This window comes from Actinomycetota bacterium (assembly GCA_016700055.1).
Classification (GTDB): domain Bacteria; phylum Actinomycetota; class Acidimicrobiia; order Acidimicrobiales; family Ilumatobacteraceae; genus Kalu-18.
On record CP064997.1, the window covers coordinates 2,734,673 to 2,753,068 of the forward strand.

The window sequence follows — 18,396 nt, forward strand, 5'->3', positions numbered from 1 at the left end:
GGCCTTCCGGGATTCAAGACCGTTCGATGCGCGCGCCGAGCACCGCCTGTTCGTCGGGTTTCGCGGCGAGGATGTTCGCGACGTAGTCCTCGACCGCCTCCGTGAATGGCACAGAGGCACCGGCACGCTCGGACATGAACCAGCGGTGCTCCAGCACCTCGTGGAAGATCTGCGCCGGTTCCAGCTTGCCGCGCATCTGCTGGGGCACCGAGGTGCGAACCAGCTCGAAGCGATCCGTCACCCAGCGATGCGCCGCGAACTCCTCGTCCTTCAGGCCGAGTCCCAGCTTGATGCGGTACGAGTCGAGGTCGATCAGCAATCGCCGCGCCTGGTTCTCCTCCACGTCGAGTCCGGTGAGCCTGATCAGACGGCTCGAGTGATAGCCGACGTCGACGACCTTCGGCCGGACGTGCACGTGCTCACCGTCGGGCTCGGTGTGCAGCTGCAGCTCGGCCACGTCGAAACCGAGCGCGTTGAGCGCACGCATGTGCTTCTCGAGGGCGTAGCGATCGTCGCGGGTGATGACGATCGGCGTCGTCACCCGCTCCCACAGCCGGTCGTAGCGCCTCCGTAGGCTGAGCCCGGTCGAGACAGGGTCGATGTCCTCCTGCAGCCGGCCACCTGCCTGCAGGTCCATCAGCTCGCCGACGGCATTCGTCGCCGCCGTGTCGAGGTCGTACTCCCGCTGGCCCCTGGACAGCGACGGATGCAATTCGCCGGTCTCCGCGTCGACGAGATACGCGGCGAACGCGTCGGCGTCGCGGCGGAACAGCGTGTTGGACAGCGAGCAGTCGTTCCAGGCGAAGCCGGCGAGGTGAACCTGGACGAGGAGCAGGGCGAGTGCGTCGAGCAGGCGTCCGGCGGTGTCGCCGCGCAGGCTGCTGGAGAACAACGCGCGGTAGGGGAGCGAGAACGCCAGGTGTCGGGTGATCAGCGCGGCGGGCAGGGGCTCGCCGGAGCTGTCGACACGCTGGGCGATGACGCCGATCGGTTCCACACACGGGATCCCTCGTCGGTTCAGCAGAACCAGCAGCTCGTGCTCGCGCTCGGCGTAGCGCTGCTCGACCTCCTTGATCGCGAAGACCCCGCCGGGCAGGCGCACGAAGCGCACGACGTGACGGGAGATGCCACGCGGCAGCGCGACGACCTGCTCGTCGGGCCAGTCCTCGAGCGCGACGTCCCACGGAAGGAAGACCAGGCCGGTGTCGGCCAGTTGCCCGGACATCAGCACCGGCGAAGCATCGCACGGCCCCCGGCACCGGTCGCCTATAGGTTGGCCGCGCATGAACGACCCGTCTCCCGCCCCGCCGCTCGACCGCCAGTCACTCGGGCGCGTCGGGCTCTGGACGTTCCAGCTCGACCTGCAACCGATGACCGCCGCTCAAGAGGCTGCGGCCGAACTCGAATCGCTCGGTTACCGCGCCCTCTGGGTGCCCGAGGCGGTGGGACGCGAGCCCCTCGTCAACAGCGCGCTGTTGCTGTCGGCCACCGAGCACCTCGTCGTGGCCACCGGCATCGCCAGCCTCCACGCCCGCACGGCGATGACGATGCAGGCCGGCCAGAAGACGCTCAGCGAGGCGTTCCCCGGCCGCTTCCTGCTCGGTATCGGGGTCAGCCACCAGGCCGCGGTCGAGGGGCTGCACCACGCCGGGTACGAAAAGCCCTACACGACGATGGTCGGCTACCTCGACGCGATGGACTCCAGCTTCTATCTGGGCGCGGCCCCCAGCACTGCGCCCCAGCGCGTCTTGGCCGCGCTCGGTCCGAAGATGTTGCGCCTCGCCGCGGAGCGTGCTCTCGGCGCACATCCCTACTTCGTGCCCGTCGAGCACACGGTGCTCGCCCGCGAGACGCTCGGCCCTGACGCCCTGCTGGCGCCGGAGCAGGCGGTGGTGCTGTCGAGCGACCCGGCGGTGGCCCGTGAGGTGGCGGTGCGGTTCATGCGCGGCTACCTCGGCCTGCCGAACTACGCCAACAACCTGCGCCGCCTCGGCTGGACCGAGGAGGACATCGCCGGGCCGAGCACGGCACTCGTCGACGCGATCGTCGCATGGGGCGAGCTGGATGCCGTCGTCGCCCGCCTGCGCGCGCACCTCGACGCCGGTGCCGACCACGTGTGCGTGCAAGTGCTGACGGAAGACCCGCGAGCGCTGCCGATGGCCGAGTGGCGCACGCTCGCCGCCGCCGTCGCCGAGCTGTGAGGATCGACGGCATGGACCGCTCCTCGTACCTCGCTGCCCTGCGTCGTGACGGCCAGGCGTTCGCCGAGGCCGCGCTCGATGCCGGCCTGCCCGAACCGGTCGAGTCCTGTCCCGGCTGGGACGTCGGTGAGCTCGTCTGGCACCTTGGCGAGGTGCACCACTTCTGGGGCACGATCGTCGCCGAACGACGCCAAGACCCTGCGATCGCCGAGCCACCGCGACCTCCCGCCGACGAACTGATCGAGTGGTACCGGGCCGGTCTCGATCGCCTCGTCGGCGCACTCGACGCGGCCGCCGATGACGATGCCGTGTGGACGTGGAGCGACCGTCGAGACGTCGGCTTCGTGGTGCGGCGGATGGCCCAGGAGACCGCAGTCCACCGCTGGGACGCCGAGGGTGCCGCTGGGCGCGCGGCGCCGATCGAGCCCCTGCTCGCGAGCGACGGCATCGACGAGTTCCTCCACCACATGCTCGGCGCGAGAGAGGCGCTGGTGGTCCTGCCCGGTTCGGTGCACCTGCATTGCACCGACGTTGCCGGCGAGTGGCTGGTCGTGCCCGGAGCAGGCTCGTCGCTCGTCGTCACCCGTGAGCACGCGAAGGGGGAGTGCGCGCTGCGCGGCACGGCGAGCGACCTGCTGCTCGCGCTGTGGCGTCGCCTACCGGTGAGCGCGCTGGATGTCGTCGGCAACGCCGCGGTCGGCGCCGCTTTGCTCGCCATGACGAACCTCGACTAGGTCGCGCGGCATCGCCTGCAGAAGATCTCGGATTCCTCACTCTTCGGGTTGCCGATACGAACATATGTTCGTATACTGTCTTCATGGAACCCTTAGTCGGGGTTGTAGGGGTCGAAGAAGAGGCGCTGGCGGCTTTGAACGCCGGTGTCGATGCCCTCTCTCGGCTCGACCTCGTCGAGCTCTCTGATGACAGATTGCACGCGTTGACCGTTGCGGTGCAGCGCTGCACCGCCCGGCTAGGGGTCGCCCGCGCCGCTGTCGTTCGCCGCTGGGATACACGCGGGGTGTGGGCCGGCGACGGGTCACGCAGCCCCGCCCACCGCCTGGCCCGGGAGACGAACACCTCAACGCACTCCGCCAGGGTGGAGATCGCCAGGGCGCGGGATCTGGCCATGATGACGAAGACCGCGGCGGCGATCACCGCCGGTCGGTTGTCGTTGGATCACGTGTACTTGTTCGCCAGGGCGCGCAAGGAGCCCTGCCAGGCCGCGTTCGCCGAAAGCGAGGAATGGCTCGTCGATCAATGCGCCAGGTTGCCGTTCCCCGACGCCGAACGGCTGGTCAGGTACTGGCGTCAGCGCGCCGACGCCGCCGCCGCCGAGGAAGAAGCCGAACGCAACGAGAGCGCCAACACGTTGCACGCGTCCGCGACGTTGGATGGCACGGTGGTGATCAACGGTCACTCGGCGCGATATCGGGGCGGTGTTCACCAACGAACTCAACCGTTTGGAACGCCAGTTGCTGCTGCTGACAAGGCACAACTGGTCGTGCGACCACGCAGCGGCGGGCGGCGGCGGGTGGAGATGGCCAACGCTCAGCCCAAGACGGCCGCCAACGACCACTATCACCGTGCTCGCGGCGACGAAACCTTGCGGCACATCTGTGAGTTGTCCAACGGCACGGTGATCACCCCCGGCCAAGCAGCCGGACTGGTCAACGACGCACTGGTGGAATCGGTGATCTTCGACAACAAGACCACCGTCATCGCCGTCACCCACAAACGACGCTTCAGCGGCGCCCTACGCCGCGCGATCGAAGTCCGCGACCGCCGCTGCCAACACTCCTCCGGCTGCTATGAGACCGTGGAACGCTGCGACGTCGACCACATCACCGCCTGGCGCGACGGCGGGCCGACCAGCCAGTTCAACGGGCACTGCTGTGCGCCTTCCACAACCGCCACCCCGACGTCAGCGACCACCACCAAGTCAAACCCCAACCCGTGAGACCAATCGACGACCTCGACCGCCTCCGCGCCCTCATCCGCTGGCGCAACCAACAAGCCCAAGCCGCCGAAGACGAAGCAAACGACAACGACGACGACGCCGGCTGACGACGGCGACGTCGCCTACTCGGCGATGCCCACCGGCTGGCCGTCGATGATCTGGTCGAGGTACTCGGACAAGCCGTAGCCCTCGGCGTCGTCTTGGGCGTCCTCGCCGTCGCCGTGGAGCGTCCAGCGGGTCATGCCCTCGCTGATCCGCGTGACGAGCCAGTTGCCGTCGGGGTCCTGGCGCCTGTTGCGCAGCGGGATCAGGCTCAGCACGTCGCCGGTGAAGCGCCACTCCTTACCCGAGCGGCTGGAGCTGAGCACGCCGTCGACGCGGCGGTGGTATACGTCGTCGCCGGTGAACTCCGTGCTGATCTCGCAGTGATCGCACAGATGCAGCTGGCCGTCCTCCCACACGAAACCCCCGCGTGTACCGGGGCCGTCCTTCTTGGCCACCCTGCTCGCCATGAAGCCGCGGTCGGGCCCGAAGTTCGCGGTGAGCCAGCGGTAGTACCACGGCGCCTGCCAGTAGCGCGGGCCCCACGAGTGGTCACGCAGCCCGCAGCCGGCGATGTCCCATTCACGGTCGCCGACGCGAATCGTGCCGGTGGCCTCGACGAGCTGCTCGTAGTGGCCCTTCGCGAACTCCTCCCCGGGTGCTTCATGCGGGCTGTCGGGCTCGCCGCCGAACATCGAGTCGCGCCCCTGCCCGGTGAAGCTCAGGTGCACCTCACATTCGGCATAGGGGTTGTCGGTGAAGGCCTCCTTCGGATTCGCCATCTGCAGCGGTTCGTCGAGCAGCACCACCTTGCCGGTGTAGTCCACCCGCAGCTCTTCGAAGGGCGTGACCATCGTCCAGGTGAGCCCTCCGGCGTCGAGTGCGTCGTTGGAGGTGATCGTCGGCCGCTTGAACATGAACCCGACCTGGCCGTCGGGCAGGTACAGGCAGATGGTCATCTCCGCGTAGCCCTCGTTCGCGCGGTTGCCCATGCGGAACCAGCCCCCGATCTGGTGACGGGGGTCGAAGCAGTTGATGTACATGCTCTCGTTGAAGTTCGACTCGGGGCCGAGCTCATGCATGTACTCGTCTGAGGGATCGAGGCGCACCTTCATGCGCGCACCCTAGGAGTCCCTTGTCGCGCCCGCCGAAGCGGACGAAGCGCCTCGGCTTCAGCGGGCGCCGAACCCGCCTCCGCCGCCTCCTCCGCCGCCTCCGCCGGAGAACCCGCCACCTGAGCCGGAGCTGTTCGACGGAGGGGAGAACGAGCTGGAGATGCTGCCGCCGACGTTGTTGAAGCCGTCGATGTGGTCGAGTCGCCCGGCGGGGCCGATGTACCAGGCGCCGAACGCCGGATCTTGGGCGACGGCGGGCAGTCGTGTGGCGAGGCCGCGTAGCAGCTCTGCCGAAACGCCGAGGGTGACGGCGTACACGAGGTAGCGCTCCCACAGCACGAGATGGCCAACGGGTGCATCCTCGAGCTGGGAGAAGTCGCGCAGGAAGTTGCGCAGGCCCTTGGCCTTGGCGGCTTCGGTGGCGGCGTGGGTGCTGCGGTTGCGCACCAGCCACCCCCCGCCGAAGAGGATCAGCGGAGCTACACCGATCGCGAGCCACCCCCATCCGGACCCGAGCCACCTGGCCACGAGTCCGGCACCCGCGACCGCGGCCGTGAGCGCGAGCACCAGCGCGTTGGCGCGCGGCTGGGCGGACACTGCAAAGCCGCGCAGCTTGGCCTCGGCGGTGATCTCCTTCTGCACCTTGGCCAGCTCCTTCGCTGCCGCGCTGCGATGCGCCTGGCCCCACTCGGTGAGCTCGTCGGTGGACATCTGGTTCCGGCCGCGCAGCACCATCGCGACGAGGGAACGCTCGTAGGTCTGCACCTCCGGTCCGAACTCGCGGCCTTGCCAGTGGATCGTGTGCACGGTGTGGTCGGGTCCCCAGCGCTCCTCCACCTCGGCGGTGATGCGCAGGTAGCCCCGTTGGGCGAGGTCGATGAGCGTGGAGGCGATTGCCTGGCCGATCGGAGCCGACCCGCGCTGCAGGTTGGCGATCACCATCGCCGGCGGATCGTCGAGCGGTTCGCGCCAGTACTCACCGATCATCAAGTCGGGCTTGGGTTCGCGCCCGAAGCGCCGCCACAGGACTCCGGCGCCGACCAGCCCGAGGCCGGCAGCGATCGGCCCGAGCAAGCCGCCGAAGCGCCGCCGGGTCTGCTCGGAGTCCTCGTCCTCGATGAACGACCGTTCCTCCTCGAGCACCTGGGCGAGGCGGGGCGGAGTGCTCGGCTCCACGTCGAGCTCCGTGGTCGGGATCAGCACACGCAGCTCCACGAACTGGCGGGAGGGCACGTCGTCGACGGTCGCCGTCACCAGGCCCGGATTCACCGTGACGGCGCCGCTAGCCGGCCCGTGGCCCCACGCGCGCAGCACCGACGCGTCGTCGTCGGGTGAGTCGGGGGTGCTCGCGGGGGAGTCGCCGGGTACAGCCAGCTCCACGGTCATCGTGTCGATGCCGGGGTGGTCGTCGCCGAGGAACTGCCAGTAGAGCTCGCCCACGTCGGGCCCGACGGTGAGCGCATCGTCGACGCGATAGGTGAGCACGAACGTCCGCTGCTCGTTCGTGGCCGGGCTGGCGAAGTGCCACTCCCACTCGCCCGTCGGGGTCTCCGAGGGAGGATCGACAGTCAGCGACCGACCGTCCTCGCTGGCCGCGAAGTCCTGCACCAGGTCTCTGGACGCGGGGGCGAACGACCGAGTGCCGATGGTGAACGGCCCGCCGTCGAACGCGTAGACGATCTCCTCGCGCACTTCCATCGTGCCGTCGGCCAGCACCTCGGCCGCGGTGTGCAGCGAGACCAATCGGAACGACTTGCTGCCCGCGGCGGCGGGCCCGGAGGCCACACCCAAGACGGCGAGCACCCCCGTCACGGCGAGAGCCAGGGCGACGCCGGCGCGAGCGCGTCGGGACACGTTCAGACCCACAGCGCGAGCTGCTCCCAGGTGACAGCCACGTCGGCGACGTTGCACCAGCGGAGCCGCCCTCGTGAGCCCGGTCGGCGGACCTCGATCCGCTCCGGGCGCAGCGAGCGCGCCGCCCCGTCGGCGTCGTGCAACAGCAGGCTGCCGTCGCGCTCGACCGCGGCCAGGCGGCCGTGGTGCCACCGACCGCGCTCGCCCTTGCGGAACCTCACCGGTTCGCCGGGGTGCAGACCGAAGCGCACCAGCGACGCCTCTTGGAGCTGGGCCACCGCGATCACCACCGGCCCGTGACCGAGGCCTGCAGCTTGCGCATTCCGGCGAGCCAGCGGTCACGGTCGGAAGCCTTGCGGCGCATGAACTCGGCCACCTCGGGGTGGGGCAGGATCAAGAACCGCTCGTCGCGGATCGCCTCCACGACGATGTCGGCGACGACAGAGGGCTCGAGCACCTCGCCGGCGGAGCGCACCACGCCCGAGGCCGGGCCCGCGCCGGGGTCGTCGCCCTGGCGCAACATGTCGGTGTTCACGCCCTGCGGGCAGAGGCAGCTCACCAACACACCGCGGGAGCCGTAGGTGATCGAAAGCCAATCGGCGAACGCCACCGCGGCGGCCTTCGTCACCGAGTATGGAGCGGAGCCGATCTGGCTGAGCAAGCCGGCCGCCGACGCCGTGGAGCAGAAGTAGCCCTCGCCGCGAGCCAGCCAGCCCGGCACCAGGTGCTTGGCGGCGAAGCGGTGGGCATGCAGGTTCACCGCGAAGGCAGCCTGCCAGGTCTCTTCATCGGTCTCCTCGAGCAGCGTGCCGGCCGCGATCCCCGCGTTCGCGAAGAACAGGTCGATCGGTCCGAAGTGCTCCTCGGCGGCTCTGATCAGCGCCACGTTGGCGGCCTCGGTGGAGATGTCTGCGGCCACACCGAGCGCCGAGCCCGCCCGAGCGGCGTTCAGCGAGGCGGCGAGCGCCTCGACCCCCTCGGCGCGAACGTCGGAGCACACCACGGCGGCACCCTCGTCGTGGAACGCTCGGCAAAGCGCGGCGCCGATTCCTCCGGCTGCTCCTGTCACCACCGTCACCCGGTCCCTCAGCTCCACGGGAGCGCATGGTAGGTGGCCGCAGACGCCCGCGGCGCGCCAGCCGTTCCGCACCACCGGGCGATACCATGACGCTTGCCGGCCGGTTGGTGGCACTAGCTTTCCGGCAGGCCGCAAAAGGAGGCATCGATGACCGACACTCGTGACGTCGCCGTGATCAACGAGGCGCTGACGGTCATCGACCAGGCCTTGGCCCAGGTGCTGCACCGCGAGCTCGTGTCCGCCGGTGAGGTGGCCGACCTGTTGCTCGACGTCCGCACCCTGCTTACCGCCCCGGCAGGTGCCGCGCCTTCTTCCTCCGACGCCTGAGCGCGCCGGGTTCAGACCTCCGCCAGCAGCTCGTCGAACGCCCGCTTCAGGTGGTGCTGTAGCCGATCGGGGCGCTCCACAGCCGCGGCGTCCACGTTCAACCCCATGTCCAGGCTCCCGACGTGGGACAGCAAGGTGAGGTTGAAGGCCACGCCGGCGAGCGGTCCTACGGGGTAGTTGGCGAGCGCCTCCGCACCGGCGATGTAGACCGGCACCGGCGTGCCGCGCACGTTCGACGTGGCGAAGTCGACGGTTTGGCTTGCCGTGCGCACGATGCGCGTCACGACAGAGGTCGGCAGCGAGGTGGCGATGCTCGCCAGCGTCTCGAGTGACGCCGAGGCCGATGCCTCACGTGCTTCGTCGGCGGCCTCGGCGATAGAGGTGAACCGTTCGGCGATCGGCATCGGGCCGGTGGGCACGAGCATGCGGGCGAGCGAGAACGCGTTGGCGCCGGAGGTCTCCGTGCGCGTGCTGATCGCCATGGACGCGCGCAGCTGATCGACGGGTTCGCCGAACTCGTCGTGATACCGCCCGGCCGCCGTGGCCGCGGCCGTGAGGAACGCGGTGTTCAGCGTGCCGCCGAGGGCCTTCGCGACGGCCCGTGTCTCGTGATAGGGCGCCTTCAGCACCTGCAGGTTGCGGCGCAAGGAGCGTTCGGTCCAAAGCGGCGACCGCGCCGCGTCCATGTCGGAGAGCTGCGACACGACGCCGCGGAAGGCATCACCAGCTGCCGCGCTGGCGCCGGGGATCGACGCCGGGTCGGCGAGGAGGTCCTTCATCTGCCTGGCGATGCCGATCGGCAGGCGCAGCGGCCCGGCGACCAGCCCGCGCAGCAGCTCGTTCGCAGACGGTCCCGCTGTCGCCGCGGCCTCGTGCCGCTCGATCTCGTCGGGCTCGAGCGGTTCGGGTTCTGGTGCGTCGCGGTCGAAGTCGAGGAACTCGAGCGACAGCTTCACCCCGCCCTCACCGTCGGTGATCGTGTGGTGGAGCTTTTCGACGAGGGCTGCCTGTCCGCCGCGGATCCCTTCGACGACGAGGAACTGCCACAACGGGCGCGTGCGGTCGAACGGGTCCATCGAGATGAGCGAGGTCAGATCGAGGAGCTGGCGCATGTTCCCCGGCTTGGGAAGCCCGATGCGGCGCACGTGGTAGGCGATGTCGAACTCGGGGTCTTCCACCCACGCCGGTGCGCTCAGGTTGACCGGCATCGGCTGCACCCGCTGGCGCAGGCGGGGGAAGACGTACGTGGCGCGCTCCATCCGGCGCATCAGCCGGGCCATGTCAGGTGGCCGGTCGAGGATCGTGACGTTCGCGAACGTGGACGAGAGATACGGGTCCTTGTCGAGGCGCCACATCAGCCCCTCGGCGTCGCTCATCTTGTGGTCGTGGTGCGGTTGCCCTGACATCGTGGCTGAGGCTACGCGGCCGCCCGACCTACCCGATCAGCGCGGGATCGCCGTGTGCTTGAACTCGTTCAGGATCGGCCACTCGATCTGGTCGAGCAGCCGCTCGATGGTGGCGCCCGCGAATCCGGCGTCGCCGCCGGCGCCTTCCATGAGGCGGACGAACACAGCTCGTGAACCGGTGACGAACGTCGGCACACCCCACACGTGATGGCTTTCGACGTAGGCGGTGTGCTCGTCCCTGACGGTGGCGAGCGGCCGGCCGCTGTCGACCTCGTCGAACACGGCCCGAGGGTCGACGCCGGCGCTCACCAGCACCTCGCCCACGGCGTCGCGGTCACGCAGGCTGCCCGCGCGGAGGTGGCGGTGCTCGAACAAGGCCTGGTGGACGTCCAGGAATTGCTCGGGCCAGTTGTCGCGCACGGCGACGCCGACCTGGAGCGCGGTCAGCCCGCTGTCTGATTGGGGCTCGTCCCAGACGTCGGGCATTCCCTCGACGACATGGGCCTGGCCGAGCGAGAACGGCAAGAACGTGACGTCCCATTCGGCGCCGCCGCGGAGCCCGGTGACAACGTGGTCGTGGGCGATGCGAGCGAAGGGGCAGCGGTAGTCGAAGGTGACGGCGAAGCGGCGGGGCACGAGGAGGCATAACCGTCGCGCCCTCGCCCTCATTCCCGCTCCGCGGCCAAGCGCTTGACGAGCGGTCGGGCCAGTGCGCCGAGGCAGAGACCAACTACAGCACCGCCGGCCACGTCGGAGGCGTGGTGGATGCGCACGTATGCGCGACTGGTGCCGACGATCACGGCCACGGCGGCGAAGAGCGGCGCGCGGCGCGGCGACCAGGTGGACAGCACCGTGGCAGCGAACGCGGCTGAGCTGGCGTGCCCGCTGGGGAAGGACGTGGTGGACGGTGTGCGGACGGTGAACCGCTCGTCGCCGGAGGCGGTCGGGCGCTGGCGCCGGAACAGGCGCTTCAACCCCTGGTTGACGAGCAGGCTCTCGGCGCCGAGCAGGGCGGAGAGCGCGAGAGCCTGGCGCCGCTCGCGTCGGCCGCCGGCGAGGGCGCGGGCGGCCCCGATCGCGTGCCAGACGAGGCTGAAGTCGCCGACGTGGCTCGCCGTGGTGAACACCGCGTCGGTCACCGGGTTGCCGCGCACCCGTTCGAGCAGGGCGTCGATCCGCTCGTCGGCGGCCGCGACGGCGGTGCCGAGGTGGCCGACGCCGGGGACGCTCGCCGGTGAGGCGCTCACGACGACAGACGGGCGCGCACCTCAACGGCGGCGCGCTCTGGGTCGCCGCCGAACGCCGGGCACCATTGCTGGAAGGCACAGCCGGCGCAGAGGCGCCCGGGCCGAGGACGGAACTGACCGCTGCGACACGCCGATTCGACCGCTCGCCACACCGCGGTGGTGCGCGTGGAGATGAACTTGACCGACTGCTCGGAGGGTCTGGTCTCGATCACCTCGCTGTCGCGCAGGTACATCAGGCGGATGCGTGCGGGGCGTCGCCCGAAGACCTGTTCGCAGAGGAACGAGTAGAAGTGCACCCCGCCGAGGCGCTGCTGCTCGTATGCCCTGGCCGGCGAGCGGCCGGTCTTGTAGTCGGTGACGACCAGCTCACCGTCGTCGTCGAGATCGAGGCGGTCGATGACGCCGCGCAGGCTGAGCTCGCCCACCTTTGCCTCGAGCCGCAGCTCGAGCCCGATCTCGTTCACCCGCGCCGGGTCTTCCATCGCGAGGTAGCGCTCGACGAGGGCGCGCGCGTCGGCCTCGAAGGCCTGCGCGTCGTCGTCGTCGAGCGACAAGTCGGTGAAGTCGGGGTGGGCGCGGTACTCCTCGATCGCCGCGTCGAGCGCCGCGATCGCCGCTGCCCGGTCGCGCTGGCCGGCCGGGCGGGTGAACAGCAGCTCCAGCGCCCGATGGACGAGCGAGCCCTTCGTCATGTGGATGCTCGGTGGCTCGGGTAGGCGCTCGATGCTGGCGAAACGGAACGCGAGCGGACAGCTGGTGAAGGCGTCGACCCGTGACGGCGACAGGCTCGTCGGCACCTGGAACGGCGTTGCGGGAGCGGTGGAGACCGCGGTGTCCGACATCGGGTTCATCGTAGGTAGGGGGTGTGGCAACCGGGGTGATGCCCGGGCACGCGTCACACCTCGAGGGTGTCGGCGAACGTCTCGACGATGCGGGCGAGGCGCGCCGGGTCGGTCATCGGCCCGTTGTGGTCCAGGTCGGAGTACTGGATGTGGTTGCCGTGCGGAAGGCGCTCGGCGATCTGCTCGGCCAGGCTCGAGGGCTGGAACGGCTCCGGCGTGCCCGAGATCACCCACACCGGGACGTCGATCTCGGGCAGGTAGTCCCACGTGCCGTGCGCGCTGCCCCGCTCGACGGTCGCGGCCTCGTACGCCGGGGCGCACTTCAGCTCGACCCTGCCCGCCTTGTTCGCGGACCGGAATCCGCCCTGCACGTAGGCGTTCAGGGCGTCTTCGTCGAAGTAGGACGTCGGTGGCCTCCCACCCAGGTCGGCGAGCGCGGCGTCGATGCTCGCGAACGAGGCGCGGCGCTTGCGGACCCCTTCGACCGCGGGGTTCTTGCGCCCGGGGGGTGTCAGCCCCGTCGGCGGAGGCACGACCGGTTCGTAGACGACGAGGCCGCGAAAGAGCGTCGGATCGCGGTGCGCGGCCATCAGCAGGCACGCACCGCCGAGCGAGTGGCCGACGCCGATGATGCCGGCCCGGTCCTTGCCCTGTTCGGCGACCGCTTCGGCGGCAGCGGTCGCGTCGTCGCCGTACCCCTCCCAGTCCACCTCCCAAGCCGGCGGGGCGAGCGTGTCGCCGTGGCCGCGGAAGTCGAGCGCGAAGCAGTGGAACCGGCGGGCGAGATGGGCGGCGACCGGGGCGAACACGCGCCCGTGAAAGCCGGGGGCGTGCGCCATGAGAAGAGAGGGACCGGTGCCGCCGAGGTCGTGGACCTCGACGGTCACGCCGTCTGTGGAGAGCACCTGCACTGCGCCATCCTCGCCCCTACCGCTTCGGTGGTGCCAGCCTGCTCCCCGTAAGGGAAGGCGCGGCAGGCGAGTGGGGCAGCGTCCTCAACCGTTGTTGCGGCGCCGCTTGCGCCACCCGATGAACAGGCGGTCGAGCACCACCCCGACCGCGATGGCGACGACGATGTTCACCCACTGGCGGCTGTTGATCTCGAAGAACAAGAAGTCGACGGTCTTGCGTTCGCGGTTCTGCAGCACGAACATCGCGGCCGCGGCGGCGACCACGACGAACCCGATCAGGCGCCAGGGAAGGCCGCCGCTCCCCGAGCCCTCGAATCCCTGCGTGTCGTTGGCGTCGGGGTTGCGCATCGAGCTCACGGTTTCGGCTCCCTGGGCAGTCCGAGCAGGCGCTCACCGATGATGTTGCGCTGTACCTGGCTGGTCCCCCCGGCGATTCGCCCGCCGGGTGCGGCGAGCATCCCGAGCGCGGCTGCGCCGTCGAGGGTCGCCTCGAGCCCGGCCAGGTCACCCCGCAGCATCGTCATCTCGAACATCATCTCCGTAATCCCGAGCTTCATCAAGGATGCGGCGGTCGAGGCGACCGCGCCCTGTCGCTGCGCCAGCGCCTTGTAGGCGGTGCCGGTGGCGAGCAGGCGGGTGAGGCGGTCCTTCTCCACCGCCGAGAGGCTGGCGCTTCCCGCCAGGCCGGCGAAGGCCGCGAGCCGACGTTCGAGGGAGATCACGCTTGTGCCGATGTGGCCGCGCTCGCTGGTGAGCACCGCCATGCCGACTCCCCAGCCGCCGTGCAGCGGGCCGAGCAGCGCTTCGACCGGCACCTCGACATCGGTGAGGAAGACCTCGTCGAACTCGCTCTCCCCGGTCATCTGGCGAAGCGGGCGCACCTCGATGCCGGGCAGGCGCATGTCGAGCAGGAAGAACGAGATGCCCTCGTGCTTCTTCGCCTCCGGGTCCGTGCGCGCCATCAGGATGCCCCAGTTGCTGTAGCGCCCTCCCGAGCACCACACCTTCTGGCCGTTCACCACGTATCGGTCGCCGTCGCGTTCGGCGCGGGTGGTGAGCGAGCCGAGGTCACTGCCCGCTCCCGGTTCGCTGAACAACTGGCACCACACGTGCTCGGCCCGCAGAGTCGCCGACAGATGCTCGGTCTGCTGCGCAGCGGTGCCGTAGCGCAGGACCGCTCCGCCGGCGAGCACCAGCCCGACCATGTTGAGCACCGCCGGCACCCCGGCGCGGGCGCACTCGAGCATCCAGATGCCGTTGTGCTCGGGGCCGAGCCCCCTGCCGCCGAACTCGACGGGCCAGTGGATGCCGGCGAAGCCGGCGTCGTGGATCCGGCGCTGCCAGGCGATGCCGGCATCCACCAGGTCGGGTGGGCAGATCGCGCCGTAGTCGCCGGGAGCGTGCTCGCGGTTGGCCGCCAGCCATTCGCGCGCTGTGGCCTGGAACTCCTCGACGCTGCCGGACACCGCCGAGAACGTAACTGCTCGTCTCGCTACTTGAAGAAGGGTAGGAAGAGGGCGGTTTCCTCACCCAGGTTCGCGGGCACCGAGTAGCCGGTCTGGTCGGTCACCGTGTCCCAGTTGTCGCGGAGGTCCTCCGGCGCGAGGTCGGCCTTCCAGTAGCCCTTGGTCTCACCGATGAACACCTGCGCGACGCGGCCCCCGCCGACGGAGAAGACCTGTCCCGAGACCGGGCACTCCTCGTGGGTCAAGAACGCGACGAGGGGCGAGACGAGGGCCGGGTCGAGCCTGTCGCCGAGGCCGCCCAGGATGTCCTCGGTCATCCTGGTGAGAGCAAGCGGGGCGATCGCGTTGGCCTTGATGCCGTACTTCGCGCCTTCCACGGCGAGCACGCGGGTGAATCCGACGAGGCCCATCTTCGCCGCGCCGTAGTTCGTCTGGCCGAAGTTGCCGAAGATCCCCGCCGCCGACGACGTGGACACGATCCGGCCGTAACCCTGCTCTCGCATGTGGAGCCAGGCGGGCTGGGTGACGTAGAAGGCACCCGCGAGGTGCACGTCGAGCACCGGCCCGAGCAGATCGGGGCCCATGTTGTTGAAGGACTTGTCGCGCAGGATGCCGGCGTTGTTGACGACGATGTCGACCCGTCCGAAGGAATCGACCGCCGTCTGCACGATCGCCGCGCCGCCCTCGGGGGTGGCCACCGAGTTGTGGTCTGCCACGGCCTCGCCGCCGGCGGCGCGGATCTCTTCGACGACCCGCTCGGCCGCACTCGTGCTCTCCCCGGTCCCGTCGATCGAGCCGCCGAGATCGTTGACGACCACGAGTGCGCCTCGTCCGGCGAGAAGCAGGGCGTGCTGGCGGCCGAGGCCTCCGCCGGCACCGGTGATGATCGCAACCTTGCCGTCGTAACCGAGATCGGACATGTTCGCTCCTGAAGGGGGATCGGGGACCGTCTCGACGCTACGGCTCGTCCGCATCGTGGACCAAGCCGCCAATCGAGGGGCTCGGCCGGCCTTCAGCGCGCCGGGGGATCGAAGCGTTCGAGGGCGTCCGAGGTGAGCTGGCGGTAGTCGAGCTTGCCGTTGGCCGCGCGCCCGACGGTTGCCAGCGGCAAGACGCGCTTCGGCGCCTTGTAGTGGGCGAGTCGGGACTTGACGTGCGCGATCAGCGCCGCCTCGTCCACCTCGAAGCCGACGTGGGGTTCGACGAGCGCGGTGATCGCCTGGCCGAAGCGCTCGTCGGGCACACCGATGACGGCGGCGTCGGCGACCGACGGGTGCTCCTTCAGCACCTCTTCCACCTCTTCGGGGTACACCTTCTCCCCACCGGTGTTGATGCACTGGCTGCCCCGCCCGAGCAGCCTCACCGACCCGTCGGCCTCGACCTCGGCCCAGTCGCCGGGGATCGACCAGCGGACACCGTCGAACACCTGGAACGTGGACGCCGACTTCTCGGGGTCCTTGTAGTAGCCGACCGGGGTGAAGCCGCGCAGGGCGACGCGGCCGCGCTCGCTGCTGCCCGGGGTCACCTCGCGGCCGTCCTCGGTGAGCACCTTCGTGAACGGGCCGAGCTCGAACTTGGCCGTGCCGCCGCTCGCGCCGTCCTTGGAGACGGTGTTCTGGGCCATGCCGATCGCCTCCGACGAACCTAGCGCGTCGACCATGATCAGGCGCTCGTTGTGGCGGAGCAGGCCGGCCTTCGACTCGGCCGACCACATCACGCCGCTCGACACCACCACGCGCAGGCTGGAGAAGTCCCACCGGGTGGGCTCCGCGTCGAGGGCGCGCAGGATCGGCTTCGCGAACGCGTCGCCGACGATCGACATCGACGTGATCCGCCGGCGCTCGATCGTGTCGAGGAGCTCGACCGGGTCGAAGTGACGACCCTCCATCGTGACGATGCACCCCGCGGCGAGCATGTTCGTCATCGCGTTGAACAGCCCCGTGCCGTGCATCAGCGGAGCCGCCGGAAGGTTGCGCGGCCCGGGACCGGTGATGCGCTCGCCAAGCGCGTCGAGATCTTCTTCGGGGGGCAAGCGGCGCTTCGACGTCGCGTCGAGGCTGCCGAGCAGGTCCATCTGCTGCCACATGACGCCCTTGGGCATGCCGGTGGTGCCGCCGGTGTAGAGCAGCAGCAGATGTTCACCTCGCCGCCCCCAGGGGGCGACCGTTCGCGCCGAGTCGGCGGACGACGCGGCGGACGCAGCAGCCTCGTACGGGACGGCCCACGGTGGGCAGCCGCCGGTCGAGTCGTCCACCCAGAGCCAGGTCTTCACCGCCGGCACGCGGTGGCGCAGGGGGTCGATGCGTTCGGCGAAGGTGCCGTGGAACACCACCGCGACCGCGTCGGCGTTGTCCCACAGGTAGACGAGCTCGTCGGCGGAGTACCGGTAGTTCGTGTTGACCGGTACCAGGCCGGCCTTGAACAGCGCGAACACCGTCTCCATGTACTCGGGGCAGTTGTGCAGGTAGAGCGCGACCTTGTCCTGCTCGGACGCCCCGCTGTCGAGCAGGACGCGCGCGATGCCGTCTGCGCGGCGGTCCATCGCGGACCACGTGAACGTGCGCTCGCCCTGGAGCTGTGCCGGAGCGTCGGGCACGCGTTCGGCGATCGCCTCCCAGGCGTTGGCGAAGTTCCAGCCGTGGGCCTGCGGCGATGCGTTCATCGTCACCGAGCGTAAGCCCTCCTGCGTACGTCTCGGCCTAACGTTCCGCCATGGACTTCCAGCTCCCCGCCGACGACGATCCGCGCCGACTCGCCGTCAGAGAGTGGCTCGCCGCCAATCCGGACCCGAGTCCCCGAGAGCTGGCCGGAGCCGGGTACGTCGTGCCGCATTGGCCGGCGCCGTACGGCCTCGGGGCCGACCCCGTCCACCAGCTGATCATCGACGAAGAGCTGTCCGCGGCCCGGGTGCGCCGGCCGGTGAACCCGATCGGCATCGGCTGGGCGGGCCCGACGATCCTCTACGGCGGCACCGCCGAGCAGGCGGCGCGATACCTGCCGCCGCTGCTCGCGGGCGAGGAGTTCTGGTGCCAGCTGTTCAGCGAGCCGGGTAGCGGCAGCGACCTCGCCAACCTCGGCACGCGCGCCGTGCGCGACGGTGACGAATACGTCGTCAACGGCCAGAAGATCTGGACCTCGGGCGCCCAGTACGCGAAGTACGGCATCCTGATCGCCCGCACCGACCCAGACGCCAGCAAGCGCAAGGGCATCTCCTACCTCATCTGCCCGATGGACGCCCCGGGCATCGAGATCCGCCCGATCACCGAGATCACCGGCGGGCACACCTTCAACGAGGTGTTCTTCACCGACGTCAGGATCCCGGCCGCGAACCTGGTCGGCACCGAAGGGGACGGGTGGCGCTTGGCGAAGGTGACCCTCGGCAACGAGCGCGTCTCGCTCTCGAGCGGCGGTGTGCTGTGGGGCAACGGCCCGACCGCGCTCGAGATGCTCGACGCCGTACGCCAGATGGGCAAGGTGACCGACCCGTCGATGCGCCAGCGCCTGGCCGGCGTCTACACCGAGCACGTGCTGCTCGACCTGATCCGCCTGCGCACGCTCAGCGCGCGCCTGCGGGGCGAACAACCCGGCGCGGAATCGAGCATCCGCAAGATCCTGGCCGACGAGCACGGTCAGCACGTGATGGCGGCGGCGCGCGACATGCTCGGCGCGTCGGGGATGCTCACCGATGCCGGCGCATCCGGCGACGAACAGTTCGTGCCCGGCACCGACAGCCGTGACCTCGGCCCCGGCGTGCCCCCGCGAGACCTGCGCGACCCGGGCTGGTACGACGGGTTCATGTTCTCGACGGCGCTGACGATCGGCGGCGGGACCGGCGAGGTGCAGCGCAACATCGTCGCCGAGCTCGTGCTCGGGCTGCCGCGTGACCACGACGTGGAGCAAGGCATGAGCTGGGCCGAGGCTCAGCGCGCCGCCGCCCGCGCCTGACCCCT

General features: G+C 70.0%; 19 protein-coding genes. 5 read left to right on the forward strand and 14 right to left on the reverse strand.

Annotation, left to right across the window (positions count from 1 at the left end; genetic code table 11):
• Positions 1 to 13: 13 nt before the first annotated feature.
• Positions 14 to 1,225: a DUF4032 domain-containing protein gene (locus tag IPM43_13200; protein ID QQS24350.1), complete on the reverse strand. Its 1,212-nt coding sequence runs from the start codon at positions 1,223 to 1,225 to the stop codon at positions 14 to 16.
• Between the two features lie 58 nt (positions 1,226 to 1,283).
• Between IPM43_13200 and IPM43_13205 the strand changes: the two genes are divergently transcribed.
• The 3 genes from IPM43_13205 to IPM43_13215 all read left to right on the forward strand — a co-directional run bounded on the left by IPM43_13205 (position 1,284) and on the right by IPM43_13215 (position 4,158).
• A complete protein-coding gene (locus IPM43_13205; protein QQS24351.1) occupies positions 1,284 to 2,201 on the forward strand; it encodes an LLM class F420-dependent oxidoreductase in 918 nt (305 codons plus the stop codon).
• A gap of 11 nt (positions 2,202 to 2,212) precedes the next feature.
• A complete protein-coding gene (locus IPM43_13210) occupies positions 2,213 to 2,935 on the forward strand; it encodes a maleylpyruvate isomerase family mycothiol-dependent enzyme (GenBank protein QQS24352.1) in 723 nt (240 codons plus the stop codon).
• An 83-nt stretch (positions 2,936 to 3,018) separates the two neighbouring features.
• Positions 3,019 to 4,158, forward strand: a complete 1,140-nt coding sequence (locus IPM43_13215) for a DUF222 domain-containing protein (protein QQS24353.1) — start codon at positions 3,019 to 3,021, stop codon at positions 4,156 to 4,158.
• A 122-nt stretch (positions 4,159 to 4,280) separates the two neighbouring features.
• On the opposite strand, the gene IPM43_13220 is transcribed toward IPM43_13215, so the two are convergent.
• The 4 genes from IPM43_13220 to IPM43_13235 are packed head-to-tail and all read right to left on the reverse strand — an operon-like array spanning position 4,281 to position 8,265.
• Positions 4,281 to 5,315, reverse strand: coding sequence for a hypothetical protein (locus tag IPM43_13220; protein QQS24354.1), 1,035 nt, complete (start codon positions 5,313 to 5,315; stop codon positions 4,281 to 4,283).
• A 57-nt stretch (positions 5,316 to 5,372) separates the two neighbouring features.
• Complete coding sequence (locus IPM43_13225) at positions 5,373 to 7,169, reverse strand: DUF2207 domain-containing protein (protein QQS24355.1); 1,797 nt, start codon at positions 7,167 to 7,169, stop codon at positions 5,373 to 5,375.
• Between the two features lie 2 nt (positions 7,170 to 7,171).
• Positions 7,172 to 7,456: a hypothetical protein gene (locus tag IPM43_13230; GenBank protein ID QQS24356.1), complete on the reverse strand. Its 285-nt coding sequence runs from the start codon at positions 7,454 to 7,456 to the stop codon at positions 7,172 to 7,174.
• Complete coding sequence (locus IPM43_13235; GenBank protein QQS24357.1) at positions 7,453 to 8,265, reverse strand: SDR family oxidoreductase; 813 nt, start codon at positions 8,263 to 8,265, stop codon at positions 7,453 to 7,455. Before IPM43_13235 ends, IPM43_13230 begins: the two co-directional genes overlap by 4 nt.
• A 129-nt stretch (positions 8,266 to 8,394) precedes the next feature.
• Between IPM43_13235 and IPM43_13240 the strand changes: the two genes are divergently transcribed.
• Positions 8,395 to 8,574: a hypothetical protein gene (locus IPM43_13240; protein ID QQS24358.1), complete on the forward strand. Its 180-nt coding sequence runs from the start codon at positions 8,395 to 8,397 to the stop codon at positions 8,572 to 8,574.
• A gap of 11 nt (positions 8,575 to 8,585) precedes the next feature.
• On the opposite strand, the gene IPM43_13245 is transcribed toward IPM43_13240, so the two are convergent.
• The 9 genes from IPM43_13245 to IPM43_13285 all read right to left on the reverse strand — a co-directional run bounded on the left by IPM43_13245 (position 8,586) and on the right by IPM43_13285 (position 17,108).
• A complete protein-coding gene (locus IPM43_13245) occupies positions 8,586 to 9,980 on the reverse strand; it encodes a DUF1298 domain-containing protein (protein QQS24359.1) in 1,395 nt (464 codons plus the stop codon).
• Between the two features lie 36 nt (positions 9,981 to 10,016).
• Positions 10,017 to 10,649, reverse strand: a complete 633-nt coding sequence (locus IPM43_13250) for a protein-disulfide isomerase (protein ID QQS24360.1) — start codon at positions 10,647 to 10,649, stop codon at positions 10,017 to 10,019.
• On the reverse strand, positions 10,646 to 11,227 hold the full coding sequence (locus tag IPM43_13255; protein QQS24361.1) for a phosphatase PAP2 family protein: 582 nt from the start codon (positions 11,225 to 11,227) through the stop codon (positions 10,646 to 10,648). The genes IPM43_13250 and IPM43_13255 overlap by 4 nt, the downstream gene beginning before the upstream one ends.
• On the reverse strand, positions 11,224 to 12,069 hold the full coding sequence (locus IPM43_13260; protein ID QQS24362.1) for a PD-(D/E)XK nuclease family protein: 846 nt from the start codon (positions 12,067 to 12,069) through the stop codon (positions 11,224 to 11,226). The genes IPM43_13255 and IPM43_13260 overlap by 4 nt, the downstream gene beginning before the upstream one ends.
• Positions 12,070 to 12,122: 53 nt before the next feature.
• Positions 12,123 to 12,980, reverse strand: coding sequence for an alpha/beta hydrolase (locus IPM43_13265; protein QQS24363.1), 858 nt, complete (start codon positions 12,978 to 12,980; stop codon positions 12,123 to 12,125).
• An 84-nt stretch (positions 12,981 to 13,064) separates the two neighbouring features.
• Positions 13,065 to 13,328, reverse strand: coding sequence for a hypothetical protein (locus IPM43_13270; GenBank protein QQS24364.1), 264 nt, complete (start codon positions 13,326 to 13,328; stop codon positions 13,065 to 13,067).
• Between the two features lie 5 nt (positions 13,329 to 13,333).
• Positions 13,334 to 14,446, reverse strand: coding sequence for an acyl-CoA dehydrogenase family protein (locus IPM43_13275; GenBank protein ID QQS24365.1), 1,113 nt, complete (start codon positions 14,444 to 14,446; stop codon positions 13,334 to 13,336).
• 26 nt (positions 14,447 to 14,472) lie between these two features.
• Entirely contained in the window at positions 14,473 to 15,366 is an 894-nt protein-coding gene (locus tag IPM43_13280; GenBank protein ID QQS24366.1) for an SDR family oxidoreductase, read from the reverse strand.
• Between the two features lie 92 nt (positions 15,367 to 15,458).
• Complete coding sequence (locus IPM43_13285; GenBank protein QQS24367.1) at positions 15,459 to 17,108, reverse strand: acyl-CoA synthetase; 1,650 nt, start codon at positions 17,106 to 17,108, stop codon at positions 15,459 to 15,461.
• A 50-nt stretch (positions 17,109 to 17,158) separates the two neighbouring features.
• Here IPM43_13285 and IPM43_13290 point away from each other — a divergent pair, with 50 nt between their 5' ends.
• Positions 17,159 to 18,391: an acyl-CoA dehydrogenase family protein gene (locus tag IPM43_13290; GenBank protein ID QQS24368.1), complete on the forward strand. Its 1,233-nt coding sequence runs from the start codon at positions 17,159 to 17,161 to the stop codon at positions 18,389 to 18,391.
• The last annotated feature ends 5 nt before the right edge of the window (positions 18,392 to 18,396 follow it).